Origin of the sequence: Nocardia pseudobrasiliensis NBRC 108224 (assembly GCF_001613105.1) — a bacterium.
Lineage (GTDB): Bacteria > Actinomycetota > Actinomycetes > Mycobacteriales > Mycobacteriaceae > Nocardia > Nocardia pseudobrasiliensis.
The window spans coordinates 1-16,062 of sequence record NZ_BDBS01000036.1 but is presented as its reverse complement, the minus strand read 5'-3'; the positions used below and the strand labels follow the sequence as shown (position 1 = coordinate 16,062).

General features: G+C 68.0%; 19 protein-coding genes. 17 read left to right on the top strand and 2 right to left on the bottom strand.

Annotated features, from left to right (window positions below):
- Positions 1 to 13 precede the first annotated feature (13 nt).
- From NP4_RS26465 to NP4_RS26405, 14 genes are all read left to right on the top strand, one after another.
- Positions 14 to 358 (top strand): hypothetical protein, encoded by a 345-nt coding sequence (locus tag NP4_RS26465; protein ID WP_068003284.1) that lies wholly within the window; start codon positions 14 to 16, stop codon positions 356 to 358.
- A 10-nt stretch (positions 359 to 368) separates the two neighbouring features.
- Positions 369 to 1,637: a glutamate-5-semialdehyde dehydrogenase gene (locus tag NP4_RS26460; RefSeq protein ID WP_068003281.1), complete on the top strand. Its 1,269-nt coding sequence runs from the start codon at positions 369 to 371 to the stop codon at positions 1,635 to 1,637.
- 41 nt (positions 1,638 to 1,678) lie between these two features.
- On the top strand, positions 1,679 to 2,584 hold the full coding sequence (locus NP4_RS26455) for an AAA family ATPase (protein WP_068003279.1): 906 nt from the start codon (positions 1,679 to 1,681) through the stop codon (positions 2,582 to 2,584).
- A gap of 1 nt (position 2,585) precedes the next feature.
- Positions 2,586 to 4,064, top strand: a complete 1,479-nt coding sequence (locus NP4_RS26450) for a vWA domain-containing protein (RefSeq protein ID WP_082876248.1) — start codon at positions 2,586 to 2,588, stop codon at positions 4,062 to 4,064.
- Positions 4,065 to 4,074: 10 nt separating this feature from the next.
- On the top strand, positions 4,075 to 4,407 hold the full coding sequence (locus NP4_RS26445; protein WP_068003276.1) for an MmcQ/YjbR family DNA-binding protein: 333 nt from the start codon (positions 4,075 to 4,077) through the stop codon (positions 4,405 to 4,407).
- 32 nt (positions 4,408 to 4,439) lie between these two features.
- Positions 4,440 to 5,072, top strand: a complete 633-nt coding sequence (gene nadD / locus NP4_RS26440) for a nicotinate-nucleotide adenylyltransferase (protein WP_082876247.1) — start codon at positions 4,440 to 4,442, stop codon at positions 5,070 to 5,072.
- An 81-nt stretch (positions 5,073 to 5,153) separates the two neighbouring features.
- Positions 5,154 to 5,549 carry a ribosome silencing factor gene (gene rsfS, locus NP4_RS26435; protein WP_068003270.1) on the top strand — a complete coding sequence of 132 codons (396 nt, stop codon included), beginning with the start codon at positions 5,154 to 5,156 and terminating at the stop codon, positions 5,547 to 5,549.
- Between the two features lie 29 nt (positions 5,550 to 5,578).
- Positions 5,579 to 6,205 (top strand): histidine phosphatase family protein, encoded by a 627-nt coding sequence (locus NP4_RS26430; RefSeq protein ID WP_068003554.1) that lies wholly within the window; start codon positions 5,579 to 5,581, stop codon positions 6,203 to 6,205.
- A 352-nt stretch (positions 6,206 to 6,557) separates the two neighbouring features.
- Positions 6,558 to 7,271, top strand: a complete 714-nt coding sequence (gene octT, locus NP4_RS26425; protein ID WP_068003552.1) for a diglucosylglycerate octanoyltransferase — start codon at positions 6,558 to 6,560, stop codon at positions 7,269 to 7,271.
- 14 nt (positions 7,272 to 7,285) lie between these two features.
- Positions 7,286 to 8,131 carry a DegV family protein gene (locus tag NP4_RS26420; RefSeq protein ID WP_068003267.1) on the top strand — a complete coding sequence of 282 codons (846 nt, stop codon included), beginning with the start codon at positions 7,286 to 7,288 and terminating at the stop codon, positions 8,129 to 8,131.
- Between the two features lie 137 nt (positions 8,132 to 8,268).
- Entirely contained in the window at positions 8,269 to 8,649 is a 381-nt protein-coding gene (locus tag NP4_RS26415; protein WP_082876246.1) for an STAS domain-containing protein, read from the top strand.
- Positions 8,646 to 8,810, top strand: coding sequence for a hypothetical protein (locus NP4_RS41190; protein ID WP_156524945.1), 165 nt, complete (start codon positions 8,646 to 8,648; stop codon positions 8,808 to 8,810). The genes NP4_RS26415 and NP4_RS41190 overlap by 4 nt, the downstream gene beginning before the upstream one ends.
- A 101-nt stretch (positions 8,811 to 8,911) precedes the next feature.
- Complete coding sequence (locus NP4_RS26410) at positions 8,912 to 10,531, top strand: PP2C family protein-serine/threonine phosphatase (protein ID WP_068003265.1); 1,620 nt, start codon at positions 8,912 to 8,914, stop codon at positions 10,529 to 10,531.
- A gap of 4 nt (positions 10,532 to 10,535) precedes the next feature.
- A complete protein-coding gene (locus tag NP4_RS26405) occupies positions 10,536 to 11,603 on the top strand; it encodes a cobalamin B12-binding domain-containing protein (protein WP_068003263.1) in 1,068 nt (355 codons plus the stop codon).
- A 9-nt stretch (positions 11,604 to 11,612) separates the two neighbouring features.
- Here NP4_RS26405 and NP4_RS26400 read toward each other — a convergent pair whose 3' ends face one another.
- Together NP4_RS26400 and NP4_RS26395 are read right to left on the bottom strand one after the other, a co-directional pair.
- A complete protein-coding gene (locus NP4_RS26400) occupies positions 11,613 to 12,572 on the bottom strand; it encodes a D-alanine--D-alanine ligase family protein (protein WP_068003261.1) in 960 nt (319 codons plus the stop codon).
- A gap of 2 nt (positions 12,573 to 12,574) precedes the next feature.
- Positions 12,575 to 13,786: a pyridoxal phosphate-dependent aminotransferase gene (locus tag NP4_RS26395; protein ID WP_068003548.1), complete on the bottom strand. Its 1,212-nt coding sequence runs from the start codon at positions 13,784 to 13,786 to the stop codon at positions 12,575 to 12,577.
- 92 nt (positions 13,787 to 13,878) lie between these two features.
- On the opposite strand from NP4_RS26395, the gene NP4_RS26390 reads away from it, so the two are divergent.
- The 3 genes from NP4_RS26390 to NP4_RS26380 all read left to right on the top strand — a co-directional run.
- The gene (locus NP4_RS26390; RefSeq protein WP_068003258.1) at positions 13,879 to 14,478 is read left to right on the top strand and encodes a winged helix-turn-helix transcriptional regulator; all 600 of its coding nucleotides are present in this window, start codon (positions 13,879 to 13,881) and stop codon (positions 14,476 to 14,478) included.
- 11 nt (positions 14,479 to 14,489) lie between these two features.
- The gene (locus NP4_RS26385) at positions 14,490 to 15,563 is read left to right on the top strand and encodes a dTDP-glucose 4,6-dehydratase (RefSeq protein WP_068003255.1); all 1,074 of its coding nucleotides are present in this window, start codon (positions 14,490 to 14,492) and stop codon (positions 15,561 to 15,563) included.
- A gap of 169 nt (positions 15,564 to 15,732) precedes the next feature.
- A partial coding sequence (locus NP4_RS26380) for a hypothetical protein (RefSeq protein WP_218023991.1) occupies positions 15,733 to 16,062 on the top strand: 330 nt, incomplete at its 3' end.

Here is a 16,062-nt window from a genome sequence, read left to right as displayed (position 1 = left end):
GCCGATCCGAGAAATGAGTGAGGCCGATCCGCATATCCACGTCGAGCAGCACATCGTGCGGACCGGGGCCGATGCGCGCAACGCGATGGTGTCGATGCTGGGCTTCGCGCCCGATCTGCCGAGCGTCGTCACCACCGGTTGCCGGGTCCGCGTGCCGTTCGCGATGACCTCACTGCATCCGGAGAAGGTCACCTGTCTGCCCTGCCGTGAATTCGCACAGCGCGAATATCTGCGCCTGGCCGATCAGATCACGCTCGCCAGCCGCATGCCCGGGGTGAACATCACCGCCGCGCAGGCCGCCGAGGCCGCGGCCGGACTGCGCGATATCGGCGGCCGCTTCGGCGCTCCCGGTCAGTAGGCTGTTCAGCATGACTGCTCCCACTGCCACCGAATTGGACGACGTCCGCGCGGTGGTGCACGACGCGGCGCGCCGGGCCCGGGTGGCGTCGCGGACGCTCGCCCAGCTCACCACCGCTCAGAAGGATGCCGCCCTGCACGCCGCGGCCGACGCGCTGCTCGGCGCGAAGGATCGGGTGCTCGCGGCCAATGCCGAGGACATCGAGATCGCCCGGGCCGCCGGCACCGCCGATTCGCTGCTGGACCGGCTGCGCCTGACGGAGGCCCGCATCGACGGCATCGCCTCGGGTCTGCGTCAGGTCGCGGGTTTGCCGGATCCGGTGGGCGATGTGGTGCGCGGCTCGACCCTGCCCAACGGGCTCGAGATCCGGCAGGTGCGGGTGCCGCTGGGTGTGGTCGGCATGGTTTACGAGGCGCGGCCCAATGTCACCGTCGACGCCTTCGGGCTGGCGTTGAAATCCGGGAACGCCGCCCTGTTGCGCGGATCCTCCTCGGCCGCCCGCTCCAATGCCGCACTGGTCGCGGTGTTGCGGGAAGCGCTTGCGGCCCAGGAACTTCCGCCGGACGCGGTGCAGCTGCTGCCGAGCGAGGACCGCTCCAGCGTCACCCATCTGATCCAGGCGCGCGGCCTGGTCGATGTCGTGATTCCGCGCGGCGGCGCGGGCCTGATCAATGCCGTCGTCCGCGACGCGCAGGTTCCGACCATCGAGACCGGCACCGGCAACTGTCACGTCTACGTGCACGCCGACGCGGATCTGGCGATGGCCGAGTCGATCCTGATCAATGCCAAGACCCGTCGCCCGAGCGTTTGCAACACCGCCGAGACGGTCCTGATCGATAAGGCCGTCGCGGAGGTCGCGGTGCCGCGTCTGATCGCCGCCCTGGAACAGGCGGGCGTCACCATCCACGGCGATCTGCCCGGCCTGGTCCCCGCCACCGATGAGGATTGGGCCGACGAATACCTCACCCTCGACATCGCCCTGAAGGTGGTCGACGATCTCGACGCCGCCGTCGAACACATCAACCACTGGGGCACCGGCCACACCGAGGCCATCGTCACCGCCGATCTGCGGGCCGCCCGCGAATTCACCAACCGCGTGGACGCCGCGGCGGTCATGGTCAACGCCTCCACGGCCTTCACCGACGGCGAACAATTCGGCTTCGGTGCGGAAATCGGCATTTCGACCCAGAAACTGCACGCCCGCGGACCCATGGGCCTGCCGGAACTCACCTCGACCAAATGGATCGTCTGGGGAGACGGGCAGATCCGACCGGTCTAGCTGTACCGTCGATCACAGACGTTTTTTACGGTGCATACCGAATGCGCCGGGGCCCGAGGAGGACCGCAACAGTGCAGACCGCAGCGCACGAGCCGATCTTCGCGTCGGTCGACGACGTGCTGGCCCGGCTCGCGACGACCGGCTACCTGGCCGACAAGGCGACCGCGACCTCGGTATTCCTGGCCGACCGGCTCGGCAAGCCACTGCTGATCGAGGGTCCGGCCGGTGTCGGCAAGACCGAACTGGCCCGGGCCGTCGCCCAGGTGGCGGGTGCGGAGCTGGTGCGGTTGCAGTGCTACGAGGGCATCGATGAGGCGCGGGCGCTGTATGAGTGGAATCACGCCAAACAGATCCTGCGGATCCAGGCCACCAGCGAAAACGGCTGGGAGGAAACGAAATCCGACGTCTTCAGCGACGAATTCCTGCTCTCGCGCCCGCTGCTGACCGCCATCCGGCGCACCGATCCGACCGTGCTGCTGATCGATGAGGCCGATAAGGCCGATGTCGAGATCGAGGGCCTGATGCTCGAGGTGCTCAGCGATTTCGCCGTCACCGTCCCCGAACTCGGCACCATCACCGCCACCCGCCGCCCGTTCACGGTGCTGACCTCCAACGCCACTCGCGAACTGTCCGAGGCGCTCAAGCGACGCTGCCTGTATCTGCATATCGACTTCCCCGACGAGGAATTGGAACGCCGCATCCTGGCCAGCCGGGTGCCCGAGTTGAAGCCCGCGGTGGCCGCCCAGCTGGTGCGGGTCGTCCACGTGCTGCGCGGTATGCAGCTCAAGAAGCTGCCCTCGGTCGCCGAATCCATCGACTGGGGTCGCACGCTGCTCGCGCTGGGCTTGAAGGATCTCGACGACAAGACCGTCCGCGCCACCCTCGGCGTAGTGCTCAAACATCAGAGCGATCACCAGCGCGCGCTGGCCGAGCTGAAGCTGGCCTGAGATGAGCAAGCGCAGCCCCGCCCGCGCCCTGATCTCCGGGGCGCTGCGCGGGCCCGCGGGCTCCGCCGATCCGCCGCCGGAACCGCTTGCGCCGCACGGATTGTCAGGCCATCTGGTCGGTTTCGTGGAGGCATTGCGCGGACGGGGAATTCCGGTCGGCCCCTCGGAAACCGTCGACGCCGGACAGGTGCTCACCGTACTGGACCTGATGGACCGGGAAATGCTGCGCGAGGGCCTGGCCTGCGCGCTGCTGCGTCGCACCACCCAGCGCACCACCTTCGACGGACTGTTCGATCTGTGGTTCCCCCCGGCCCTGGGCGAGCGCGCGAGCGCCGAGGACGTCGAGATTCCGCGCCGCGCCGACGGCGAGATCGACATCTTCGAACTGCGAAAGATGCTGGCGCAGTTGCTGGCCGCGGACCCCTCCGGTGAGCGGACGCGGGAGCTGCAGGAGCTCGCGGCGCAGATGGTCGAGCAGATGGGTCAGTACCAGTCGGCCAACGGGCCGTCGTTCTCGGCGTATCAGACCCTCAAGGATCTGCAGCCCGAACTGCTGGTGAGCAAGATCCTCGCGGGTTTGGCAGCGGGGAGCGACAATTCGGATTTCGACAACGAGATCGCCCGGCGCGCGGCTCGCCAGCGCATCCGCGATTTTCGCAGCACCGTCGAGGCCGAGACCCGCCGCCGCGTCGCCGAACGCATCGGCCGCGAACGCGTAGCCACCTACGGCGTGCAGCGCCAGGCCGAGGACGCCGATTTCCTGCGCATCTCGGAAAACGAACTGGCCGAGCTGCGCCGCGGCAGCCAGCGCCTGGCCCGGGTGCTCGCCGCCCGCCTGGCCGCGCGTCGCCGCCGGGCCCGCCGCGGGGAGATCGACCTGCGCAAGACGTTGCGCAAATCCATGTCGACCGGCGGCGTGCCGATCAAGCTCGCGGCCCGCAAACCGCGACCGACCCGACCGGATCTCGTTCTGCTGTGCGATATCTCGGGTTCGGTCGCGGGTTTCTCCAGCTTCACCATGATGTTGGTGAACTCGCTGCGCGAACAGTTCTCGCGGGTGCGGATCTTCGCTTTCGTGGACCGGGTCGACGAGGTCACCCACATCTTCGATCAGGTGACCCCGCTGGATCAGGTGACCCGGCGCATCTTCACCGAAACCAAGGTGGTCGGCATCGAGGGCCACTCCGATTACGGCGCCGCGCTACGCGTCTTCGCCGAGAACTTCGGCGAGGCGGTAACCAGCCGGACCTCGCTGCTCATCCTCGGCGACGCCCGCACCAACTATCGCGACCCCGCCCTGGACACCCTGCGGGAGCTGGCCGGCGTGGCCAAGCACGCGTACTGGCTCAATCCGGAGGGCGAGAAGATGTGGGGCACCGGCGATTCCGCCGCGCGCCGCTACGCCGAAATCGTCGAGATGCACGAATGCCGCTCGGCGCGACAGCTGACCGCCGTCGTGAGCCGACTGCTGCCCGTGTAGAGGAGACGCCGTGGATCTGCTGCCCTACTGTCTGTCCAAACCGGGCGCCCGCGAGGACGAACCGTGGGAGGGCGATGTCGTCGCCAAGGTTGGTGACAAGATCTTCGCCTTCGTCGGCCCCGATTCGGTGACCCTCAAATGCGGTCGCAATCGCGAGGAGGCCGACGAACTCGTCCGGGTCTATCCGGACGAGGTGAGCCCCTCGGCCTATATCGGGCGCTACGGCTGGAACACCGTCCGGCTCGGCGGCACGATTCCGCTCGATGAGCTGCACGAGCTCATCGATATCTCCTACGACGCGATCGTGGCGAAACTCCCGAAATCCAAGCGGCCCGCGAGCTGACCACCGGCTCCGAATCGCTAAGCTCGGCATTTGTGCAAGAAACAGGTCGGCGCAAACTAGGCGTGATGGGCGGCACCTTCGACCCCATCCATCATGGGCATCTGGTTGCCGCCAGCGAAGTCGCCAATCGGTTCGAGCTCGACGAGGTGATCTTCGTGCCGACCGGGCAGCCGTGGCAGAAATCCGGCAAGCAGGTCAGCGCCGCCGAGGACCGCTATCTGATGACGGTGATCGCGACGGCCTCCAATCCGCGCTTCTCCGTCAGCCGCGTCGACATCGACCGCGACAAGGAGACCTACACCGTCGACACCCTGCGTGACCTGCAGGAACAGTATCCCGACGCGGATCTGCACTTCATCACCGGTGCGGACGCGTTGTCCAGCATCCTGACATGGCAGGATTGGGCGGAGCTGTTCGAGCTGGCGAAGTTCGTCGGCGTGAGCCGTCCGGGGTACGAACTGAACATCGATCATCTCGCGGAGCATCTGCGCGACAGCCCGGCAGATGCCGTGACGGTCATCGAGATCCCGGCCCTGGCGATCTCGTCGAGCGAATGTCGCCGCCGAGCCGCCGAGGGGAGGCCGGTGTGGTACCTGGTTCCGGACGGGGTCGTGCAGTACATATCGAAGCGGCATCTGTATGTGCCGAATGGGAACGGAAGGTGACACAGGCATGAGTGGTCAGGCGCGGAGGAGGCAGCGGAGCGTAACCACGCAGCGCCCCGCTCATGCCGAAAGGGCTACAGCATGACTGCATCCGCCGAAGCGGTCGACATCGCCCAGGCAGCCGCGCGTGCGGCCGACGAGAAGCTGGCATCGGATGTGGTGGTGCTCGACGTCTCCGAGCAGTTGGTGATCACCGACTGCTTCGTGATCGCCTCGGCGCCCAATGAGCGTCAGGTCAACGCGATCGTCGACAATGTCGAGGAGAAGCTGCGGCTGGCCGGACACAAGCCGGTGCGCCGCGAGGGCACTCGCGAGGGTCGCTGGGTGCTACTGGACTATGTCGAGGTCGTGGTCCACATCCAGCACAGCGACGAGCGCAACTTCTATGCGCTGGAACGGCTTTGGAAGGACTGCCCGCAGGTCGCGGTGCCGGGGCTGGGGGACCCCAGGGCCGACGGCGCCGGAGTCACCGAGTGAGCAGACACGCCGGTGTGCGGCGGCTGATCATGTTGCGCCACGGTCAGACCGAATGGAACGCGGCCGACCGCATGCAGGGTCAGATGGACACCGACCTGAGCGAATTGGGTCGCCGACAGGCCAAGGACGCCGCGCGCGAACTGCTTTCGCACGAGGCCATCGCCATCCTCTCCTCCGATCTGCGCCGCGCCTACGACACCGCGACGGCCTTGGCCGACCACACCTCGCACGAGGTGGTGCGCGATCCGCGGTTGCGCGAGACCAGCCTCGGCGAATGGGAGGGTCTGACCCACATCGAGGTCGACGCGGGCTATCCGGGCGCGCGTCAGACCTGGCGGCTGGACCCGACCTTCACCCCGCCCGGCGGCGAGAGCAAGATCGAGGTGGGCGCGCGGGCGCTGCCCGTGGTGCGCGAATTGTTCGTCGAGCGCACCGACTGGCCCGGCCGTACCATCATCCTGGTCGCGCACGGCGGGTTGATCGCGGCACTGACCGCGGCTCTGCTGGATCTACCGGAGAAGAACTGGCCGGTGCTGGGTGGGTTGGCCAACACCAGCTGGGTGCAGCTCAGCAGCCACGGTCCGAGCATCGAGCAGCCCGGGTGGCGGCTGGACGTGTGGAACGCGGCGGCGAAGGTAGCACCTGATGTCCTCTGACAAGCCCTCCTCCCGGAACGACGAACCCCGGCAGGTATCCGACGAATTGCTGCGCAAGGCCTCGGAGGGGCCTGTGCGGCATCTACCGGATGCCCTGTTCGGCGGTCCCGCGGAGCCCTCCCCGACGCCCCGGCCGAGCTCCGGCCGCGACGACGAACGCTCCGGCGAGGTTTCGGACGAACTGTTGCGCAAGGCTTCCGAGGGGCCGGTCCGGCATCTGCCGGATGTGCTGTTCGGCGGTCCCGCGGGACATGGCGACGATTCGGGAGCCGACGAGGGGGATACCGGGCCGCCGGGGGAACCGGCGGACGATCTCGACCTCGCGACGACCGAGCCGACGGGACGTCCCGTCCTGCTGGTCATCGCCGACTCCCTGTCCTACTTCGGTCCCAAAGGCGGCCTGCCCGCCGATGATCCGCGCATCTGGCCGAACCTGGTTGCGGCCGAGCTGGATTGGGATGTGGAACTGGTCGCTCGAATCGGCTGGACCTGCCGGGACGCCTACTGGGCGCTGATCGGCGATCCGCGGGTGTGGGCGGCCGTACCGCGCGCGGGAGCGGTGGTCTTCGCGACCGGCGGCATGGACAGCCTGCCGTCGCCGCTGCCCACCGCGCTGCGCGAATTGATCCGATACCTGCGACCCCCGGCCCTGCGCCGGGGGGTGCGGTCGGGCTATCAGTGGCTGCAACCGCGACTGTCGAAACTCGGTCGGCCGGTGGCGCTGCCGCCGAAGGTCAGCATCGACTACCTCGAGCAGTCCCGAAACGCCTTGGCGCAGTTGCGACCCGACCTGCCGGTCGTGGCCGTGCTGCCGTCGGTGCACAACTGCGAGGCCTACGGTCGCGTCCACTCCGGCCGCGAACCCGCGGTGCGGGCGCTGCGCGAATGGTCGGCGAAAACGGCTGTCCCGCTGGTGGATCTGGGTGAGGCCGTGCGCGACAACATCTTCTCGGGAGAGGCCAATCCGGATGGGATCCATTGGGGCTGGGAGGGCCATACCGGGGTGGCGCGGGCGATGGTGAAGGCGCTGTCCGAAGTGCGCGCCGCCGGGGCGGTGCCCGAATGATGGTGCGGTAGCGCATGCCCGTTGTGGTCGTGACCGATTCGTCCGCGAGCCTGCCCGCCCGGCTGGTCGAGGAACTGGGCATCGATGTGGTGCCGCTACACGTGCTGGTGGACGACCGCGCGCTGCGTGAGGGCGTCGACACCTGCGATATCGACTACGCCTCGGCGACGGTGAGCACCTCGGCGGCCTCGCCGGGTGAGTTGCGCGAGGCCTATGAGCGCGCCCTGGACCGCAGTGGCGGCGACGGCGTTGTGGCCGTGCATATTTCGCGTCAGCTGTCGGCCACCTGGGAGGCCGGTCGCCAGGCGATCCGCGATATGGATGCCGCCGACCGCGTGCGCCTGGTGGATTCGCTCAGCGCTGGACTCGGCACGGGCCTGCCCACCCTGTCCGCCGCGCGCCGCGCCGCGGCCGGAGCCTCGCTGGACATCGTCTACGACACCGCCGTGGCAGCCGCCGGTCGCGGCCGCGCGTTCATCGTGGTCAACCGCACCGAACAGCTGCGCCGCGGCGGCCGCCTCAGCAGCGCCGCCGCGTTCTTCGGCACCGAACTGGTCACCAAGCCGATCCTCCAGATAATCGACGGACGCCTCGAATTGCGCGAAAAGGCCCGCACCCGCTCCAAGGCCTTCGCCAAACTCCTCGCCGCGGCCGTGGACGCCGCGGGCGAAGACGGCGCGGCCCTCGCGGTCCAACATCTCGGAGCCCCCGAGGCCGCCGCCATCCTCACCGACCAACTCACCGACCTCATCCCTGGCATCCACGAACTGGTCACAATGGAGTTCGGCCCGACCCTGGCGGTGCATCTGGGACCGGGAGCCGTCGGCGTACTGGTCGTTCCGGGAGGCTGTGGCGGTTAGGATCCGCGTCACCCCCGCGTTCGGTACATGATCGTCCGATTACACTCGAAGGCTGTGCGGTGTTGAGAACACAGCCTCGCAGTCTCCGAACCCGCGGTCCGTGGTTTTCTCGTCGGCATCGCGAGAGAGGTCGTCAGGTGTGTTACGAGGACCAGTGGCGCGGTTTCCGCATCGACACGGTCCCGGTCGACGAGGCTGTGGTGGTATCGGCGACCGGTGAAGTCGACATTCATACCGCGCCGCGGCTGCGGAAGGCTGTTGACGACGCGGTCGCCCGGCGCCCGGCACAACTGGTGGTCGACCTGTCCGGAGTGGAATTCTTCGATTCCTCGGGGTTGAACGTATTGCTGCACGCCCGCCGGATCGTGGGGGAGTTACGAGTCGTGGCCGCCTATGCCGCGCGACGGCCGTTGGAGGCGACGGGATTATCGGAGGTGATTCCGATATTCGGCAGCGTCGAGGAGGCGCTCGCCGCCGACCCGTCGTCCAGCCCTCGCGAAAACGGCGGCCATATATGACCGTCGAGCCGCTCGTCATCGAATTCCGTTCTGTCCCTGAGGAACTCGCCCGCGTGCGCGGGCTGCTGTGGACGTGGCTCACGTCGACCGCCGCCGATCCGACACATGGTCGACCCGATGCGCGGATCCGGCGGCACAGCGCGGCCGCGGCCTGCCGCTGATGCGAACGCTGGTGTCCGACAACCGAATCGCCCCGGGCGTCGACGGCACGACCGTCGAATCCACGGCAGCGCCCACGAACTGACCCGGAGGAGAACAGGACTTGGACGAGGCGCTGTTCGCGAGGCCGCTGGAACGTCGTTCCCGCTGGTCGGAAGTCCCGCATCCCGTTGTGGTGGTGGACCGGTCGGGTGCCGTGGTGGACCTGAGTTCGTCCGCCCGGTCGCTGCTGCCCGAGATCGTCGCTGGTCGGCGGCTGCACGACACCGGGCCGAGCTGGCTTTCCCTCGCCCATGACGATCGCGGTGCGGCCGATGCGGTGGCCGGTCGGTCGAATGATCGAGTCTTCCATGCACACGCCACCGAACTCGAGGACGAATCGGTCGCGTGGTGGTTGATCGAGGACGAGGCTCGAGCGCTACGGGCCGCGCACGACGCGCTGGCCGAGGAGCGTGAGCGCACGGCGTTTCTCACCGAGACGTCCGATGTGCTGCTGGCGTCGCTGAATGTCGAGCGATGCATGGAGACCACCGTGCGGATGGCGGCGAGTCGACTCGCCGACGCCGCGGTCGTAGTCGCGCCCGCGGTCGGGCGGAGCCTGCCGATCACCTCCTGCTCCGAGGGCATCGTGCGGCATCGACAGATCGAGGCGGATCCCGAGTCGGTGGTCGGTCTCGGCGAGGCGCTGCGTGGTTTTCCGCCGGTGCCCTCGCGCTGGATCGATCCGGCCGCGCTCCCGGATTGGCTACTGCCCGAGGATTTCTCGGGCCCGGTCGGTTCGGTCGTGATCACCCCGCTGCCCGGACACGGAGTGCCGGCCGGTGCGCTGATCCTGCTGCGTCGAACCGATCATCAGGTGTTCAGCGAACGCGACGAGGTCTTTGCCCACCTGTTCGCGGCGCGGGCCGGTATCGCCCTGTCGGCGGCGCGATTGTATGCCGAGCAGGCGAGTATCACCGGCGTGCTCACCCGCGACCTGCTGCCGCCGCGGCTGCATCGGATCGAGGGCCTCGAATTGGCCGGCGGCTACCGGGCTTCGGAGAATCATCAGGTCGTCGGCGGTGACTTCTACGACGTGCATCCGGCCGCCGTACCGGATGGGGAAACGCTGGTCGTCCTCGGTGATGTGTGTGGAAAGGGACTCGAGGCCGCGGTGCTCACCGGCAAGATCCGCAATACCGTCGCGGCGCTGGTGTCGATGGCCGACGATCACGAACGGCTGCTGAACCTGCTCAACAGCGCCCTGCTGTCGTCGGGGAACACGCGTTTCGCCACCCTGGTCCTGGCGTCGGTGACCACACGAGACGATGGGCTCGAGTTGCGTCTGACTTCCGCCGGACATCCGCCGCCGCTGATCGCGCGCGCCGACGGTCGCGTCGAAACCGCCGAGACCCGAGGGCAATTGGTCGGTGCGCTACCCCGGATCACCGCCACCACGTACCGCACCACGCTCGCGCCGGGCGAGACCTGTCTGCTCTACACCGATGGCGTCACCGAGGCGCGCGGCGGCCCGCTGGGTCGCGACATGTTCGGTGAGCACCGGCTGTCCGCGGCGGTGGCGGAATGCGCGGGCCTGCCCGCCGAGGCCGTTGTCGAACGCATCCAGATGCTCACCGCACAGTGGGTGGGCCACCGTCAGCACGACGACATCGCCGTGGTGGCCATCACCGCCCCACACCGCCCGCGGCCGGGCGCGGTCCGGGTCAGCGGAACGGGAGGTTGAGCGGATGACAGAACTCCGGACGGACGCCCCCGCGGCCGTCGACCCGCGTCCGATTCGTGAACAACTGTGGGGCGCGCTCGCCGATCGCGACGAATACGCCGCCGTGGCAACCGTTCTCGGTGCGGTGGCGGCGGGATTGCCCGCGGAGGCGGTGCTGCTGGAGGTGATCGCGCCGGTGCAGCGCCGGGTGGGTACGGAATGGGCGGCCAATCGTCTCACCGTCGCCCAGGAACATGCCGCCACCGCGATCAACGATCGTGTCATCGCGGCCCTGGCGCATCACCCGGACCGCGGACCCGAGACCACGACGGGTCATGTGGTGGTGGCCTGCGTGGACGGGGAATGGCATGCGCTGCCCGCCCGCCTGCTGGCCGAGGTGTTGCGCCTGCGCGGCTGGCGTGTCGACTTCCTCGGCGCACAGGTGCCCACCCCACACCTGATCGCGCATCTGCATCACCGCACCCCCGACGCGGTGGCCCTGTCATCGTCGATATCCACCCGGCTGCCCACCGCTCACGCCGCCATCACGGCATGTCAGGCGGTCGGGGTCCCGGTCCTGGTGGGCGGGGCGGCCTTCGGGCCCGGCGGTCGGTACGCGCGGCTGCTCGGCGCCGACGCCTGGGCCCCGAATGCCACCGCCGCGGCCGAACTGCTCGCCGACGGACTGCGCCGAATCCACCCCGGCCCCTTCGTTCGGGCCGCCGACCCGCTCCCGCATCTGGCCGATCAGGAATACACCATGGTCGCCCGGACGGCCGCACAGCTGGTCGAGGCCGCCATGATCGAGCTGGAAAACCAGTTCCCGCCGATTCGGCGCTACACCGATGAACAGCGCGATCGCACGGTGGAGGACATCGCCCATATCGTCGATTTCTTGGCAACCGCCCTGTATGTCGACGACGACGACCTGTTCGCCACCTTCATCACCTGGACCGCCGAAATCCTCACGGCCCGTGCCGTTCCCGCCGCGTCACTGCATCCCGTTCTGACCGTTCTGGCCGCCCGACTGCAGGACTTTCCCCGGGCCCAGCGCCTGATCGCGGCCGCCCGGGCCGCAGTGGTTTCGCCCTGAGCCGTTCGCTCAGGCCACGGTCGCGAATCGGAGTATTCGTTCGCACAGCGCGGGAAAACTCCACCCGGCGGCCCCGGCGGCCAGCGGCAGTAGGCTGGCCGTGGTCAGCCCGGGCAGCGAATTGACCTCCAGCACACGCGGATTTCCCTCGGCGTCGAGCATCAGGTCGACGCGAGCGTAGGACCGGTCGCCGAAACCCAGCGCGTCGGTCGAGCGGCGTGCGAGGTCGATCAGGTTGTCGCGCAAGGCATTGTCGATCGGGGCGGGGCAGATTTCGCGGGAACGGCCGATCTGGTACTTCTGCTCGTAACCGAACCAGCCATCACCGGCCTCGATCAGCACCGGCGGCAGCGCCACGGAGCCGACGATGCCCACGGTGAACTCCGCGCCGGGCAAAAACTCCTCCACCACGGCCGGACCGTCGACTCGCGCGAGCGCCGCATCCACCTCATCGGCGCTATCGCATTTGTACACACCGATACTCGACCCGTCGCGCGCCGGTTTGACGATCCAGCGCGCATTCACGCCCGCCTCGAATGCTCGAGGAACCGGGACCGATGACGCTGCCAGCGTGGCGAGGGTGTCGATCTTGTCCCACGAGCGCGCCATCACCTCCGAACACGCGCCGGTGCTGCGGATTCCGCGACGCTCCAATTCCGCCTTCAACTCGCCGGACTCACCGATGCCCCCGTGCAGTGCCAGGAAGACGACATCGCCGTCGATGGCGTGCCAGAACTCCTCGTCGCGCAGATTCGCCCGGAACGAGGCGGCCAGACGATCGCCCTCTGCGGCCGGTGGCGCGAGACGGTCTACGCCGGTGGCGAATTCGGCGGGCCGGGGCCACACGGCCGGATCGATCGCGACGACGCTATGTCCCGACTCCCGCAGGGCGGCGGTGACGGCCGCCGTGGAGGCCGCCGAGACGGCCCGTTCGCTGCTCTCCCCGCCCCCGAGCACGGTGATTCGCATACTCACTGCCTGTAGGTCGCGAGGAAGCGTCCGATGCGCTCGATGATCGCCTCGAGTTCGTCGGCATGCGGCAGCGTCAGAATGCGGAAGTGGTCGGGTCGCGGCCAGTTGAAGCCCGTGCCCTGCACGATGTGCAGTTTCTCCTGCAGCAGTAGGTCCAGTACGAATTGCTCGTCATCGTGGATCTGGTACATCTCGAGGTCGATACGCGGGAAGGCATAGAGCGCGCCCTTGGGCTTCACGCAGGACACACCCGGGATGGCATTGAGCGCCTCCCACGCGCGTTCGCTCTGCTCGCGCAACCGGCCGCCGGGCAGGGTGAGATCGTAGATGCTCTGATGTCCGCCGAGCGCGGCCTGAATCGCCTGCTGCGCGGGCACATTCGCGCACAGTCGCAGCCCGGCGAGCATGGTCAGACCCTCGAGGTAGCTCTGCGCGTGCTGCGTCGGGCCGGATACCACCAGCCAGCCGGACCGAAATCCCGCGCAGCGGTAGGACTTCGACAGTCCGGAGAAGGTCAGGCAGAGCAGATCCGGGGCCAGCGACGCGGTGGCGGTATGCGGCGTGTCGTCGTAGCGGATCTTGTCGTAGATCTCGTCGGAGAAGACGATAAGATTGTGCCGCCGCGCGATTTCGAGCAGTTCGCGCAGGACCTCGGGCGGATAGACAGCGCCGGTGGGGTTGTTGGGGTTGATGATCACCAGCGCGCGGGTGCGGTCGGTGATCTTGGCCTCGATATCGGCCAGGTCGGGATACCAGTCGGCGGCCTCGTCGCACAGGTAGTGCACCGCCCGGCCGCCGTTGAGCGTGGTCGAGGCGGTCCACAGCGGGAAATCCGGTGCGGGGACGAGGACTTCGTCGCCGTTCTCCAGCAGCGCCGTCATGGCCATCATGATCAACTCGGAGACGCCGTTGCCGAGGAAGACGTCCTCGACGTCGACATCGCCCAATCCGAGGGTCTGGTAGTACTGCACGACCGCGCGCCGCGCCGACAGCAGGCCCTTGGAGGTGCAGTAACCGCTCGAGTTCGGCAGGTTGCGAACGATGTCCTGCAGGATCTCCGCGGGCGCCTCGAATCCGAACAGCGCCGGGCTGCCGGTGTTGAGTTTCACGATGTGATGGCCCTCGGCCTCCAACCGCGCGGCGTGCTCGGCCACCGGCCCGCGAATCTCGTACGACACGCCCGCCAGCTTGCTCGACTGCTTGAGCTGCATGAACATCCCTTCTCGGTGCGGTTGCCGCACACTCTACTTGGATTCTCCAAGTTTGCACTTGGAATTTCCAAGCGGCCAGCTACAGTGGGTGCGTGCCACGCCGAAGCTACGACCACTACTGTTCCGCGAGCCGCGCCCTCGACGTCGTCGGGGACCGCTGGAGCCTGCTGGTGGTCCGCGAATTGTGTTCGGGTCCGCGCCGATACAGCGATCTGTTCGCCGACCTGCCGGGCATCAGCACCGATATGCTGGCCGCCCGCCTCAAGGACCTCGAACGCGACGGCATCCTGACCCGCCAGCGGGTCGGCCCCCGCGCGTCCACCGCCGTCTACGAGCTCACCGCCACCGGCGCGGCCCTGCGCCCGGTACTCGAGGCCCTGTCCGCCTGGGGGACAACACTTCTCGGAGATCGACGTCCCACCGACGCCGTCCGCGCGCACTGGTTCGCACTGCCGCTGGGCCGTCGCATCGCCGAACATCTGCCCGAGGGCGTCGCCACCGTGCGCATCGGCGAAACCGTTTTCCACGTGATCGTGACCTCGGCCGGCATCGTCCACCACGACGGTCCCGCGCCGGATCCCGATATCGAGGTCAACCTCGATCTGGCCACCGCCACGGCCGTGGCCACCGGCGCGGTGTCGCTCGTGGACGCGGCCCCCGGAGTGCGGTGGCCCGTGCGGGCTTCCGGCTAGCATCGGCGTTCATGGCTGTCTACCTCGTCACCGGCGCAGCGGGTTTCATCGGCGCCAACTACGTTCACCGGCTGTTGGAATGGGAGCCCGAGGCGCGGGTGGTGGCCGTCGATTACATCGGCTTCGCCGGAAACCTCGCCAATCTGGATCCGGTCATCGATCGAATCACATTCGAGCGGGCCGATATCGCGGATCTGGCGGCGATGGAGGCCGTCTATCGCCGCCACCGGCCCGACCATGTGGTCAATTTCGCGGCCGAATCGCACAACGACCGTGCGATCGCCGATCCGTCGATATTCATGCGCAGCAATGCCCTGGGCGCGCAGGTGATGGCCGAATGCAGTCGGCGCGTTCCCGTGCGCAGCCATGTGCACGTCTCCACGATCGAGGTCTACGGCGAGCTCGGCGCCGGGCAGCAGTGGTTCACCGAACGGTCGCCGCTCAATGCGAAAACGCCCTACAGCGCGGCGAAGGCGGCGGGTGATCAGATCGTGCGCGCGTACATGCAGACCTATCCCGAGATGAATCTGCGAATGACCCACTGCGCCAATAATTTCGGCCCCTACCAGCTGCCGGAGAAATTGATTCCGCTGGCGGTGACGAATGTGCTGCGCGGCAAGCGGGTGCCGGTCTACGGCGACGGCCTGCAGAGCCGGGATTGGCTGCACGTCACCGACCACTGCGCCGCGGTACACCGCGTCCTGCACGCCGAACTCGAACCGATTCCCGCGGCCGCCGCTACGGATCCGGCCCTGCTCCCGATCTTCGACATCTCCGCCCGCACGGAGGTGACCAATATCGAACTCGCCCGCCGCGTTGTCACCGAACTCGGCCTCGATCCGCAGGAGTGGATCGAATACATTCCCGACCGCCCCAATCATGACCGGCGCTACCTGATAAACCCCGAGAAGATCGAAAACCAGCTCGGTTGGCGGCCGATCCACGAATTCGACGCGGGCATAACGGAAACCGTCGCTTGGTACGCCGAGAACCGGGCCTGGTGGGAGCGAATTCTCGCAGAAAAGGGCGAGTTGCAATTCGACTGGGGTTCGGGTCGTCCGATCGGTATCGGATCCTCGTCGTAGGGCCGACGGCCGCAAGCGCCTCGGCCCGGGGCCGCGAATCCGGACGGAATGCACGGCGCAGCTACCCGCTGACCGCCGAGTTGTCCACAGCCGAAAAGCTATCCACAGACAATCTATTCCCCCTGGTCGAGGCCCAGACCGAACAGCGAGCACGGCCTAGCGTGCTCATATGGCGCGAGATGACGAGCGGGTGCGGGAGCGATTGGGGGCGCTCGACGAGGAGCGGGCGACCCGCGGCGGACGTGGGAAGCCCGCGGGATCCCACGGCCGCGATCTCGAGACGCGGATGGTCCATGGCGGGCGTGGGGATGGTTCGCAATTCGACGAACCCTCCACCGAGGGGCAGGCACCCCCCGGCGGGCATTGGGACCGTGCGAAATTGGACGGCCGCGACGACGAGGAATCCGCTGGGCGCTTCGACGAGGGGCGGGTGGTCCGTGGTGGGCGTGGGGATGGTTCGGAGTTCGCTGGGCGCTTCGACGAGGGGCGGGCGGTCAGT

Coding starts and splice junctions, on each gene's coding strand:
- NP4_RS26465 (WP_068003284.1), top strand. CDS start 14: ATGAGTGAGGCCGATCCGCATATCCACGTCGAGCAGCACATCGTGCGG.
- NP4_RS26460 (WP_068003281.1), top strand. CDS start 369: ATGACTGCTCCCACTGCCACCGAATTGGACGACGTCCGCGCGGTGGTG.
- NP4_RS26455 (WP_068003279.1), top strand. CDS start 1,679: ATGCGCCGGGGCCCGAGGAGGACCGCAACAGTGCAGACCGCAGCGCAC.
- NP4_RS26450 (WP_082876248.1), top strand. CDS start 2,586: ATGAGCAAGCGCAGCCCCGCCCGCGCCCTGATCTCCGGGGCGCTGCGC.
- rsfS (WP_068003270.1), top strand. CDS start 5,154: ATGACTGCATCCGCCGAAGCGGTCGACATCGCCCAGGCAGCCGCGCGT.
- NP4_RS26430 (WP_068003554.1), top strand. CDS start 5,579: ATGTTGCGCCACGGTCAGACCGAATGGAACGCGGCCGACCGCATGCAG.
- NP4_RS26420 (WP_068003267.1), top strand. CDS start 7,286: ATGCCCGTTGTGGTCGTGACCGATTCGTCCGCGAGCCTGCCCGCCCGG.
- NP4_RS41190 (WP_156524945.1), top strand. CDS start 8,646: ATGACCGTCGAGCCGCTCGTCATCGAATTCCGTTCTGTCCCTGAGGAA.
- NP4_RS26405 (WP_068003263.1), top strand. CDS start 10,536: ATGACAGAACTCCGGACGGACGCCCCCGCGGCCGTCGACCCGCGTCCG.
- NP4_RS26400 (WP_068003261.1), bottom strand. CDS start 12,572: ATGCGAATCACCGTGCTCGGGGGCGGGGAGAGCAGCGAACGGGCCGTC.
- NP4_RS26395 (WP_068003548.1), bottom strand. CDS start 13,786: ATGCAGCTCAAGCAGTCGAGCAAGCTGGCGGGCGTGTCGTACGAGATT.
- NP4_RS26385 (WP_068003255.1), top strand. CDS start 14,490: ATGGCTGTCTACCTCGTCACCGGCGCAGCGGGTTTCATCGGCGCCAAC.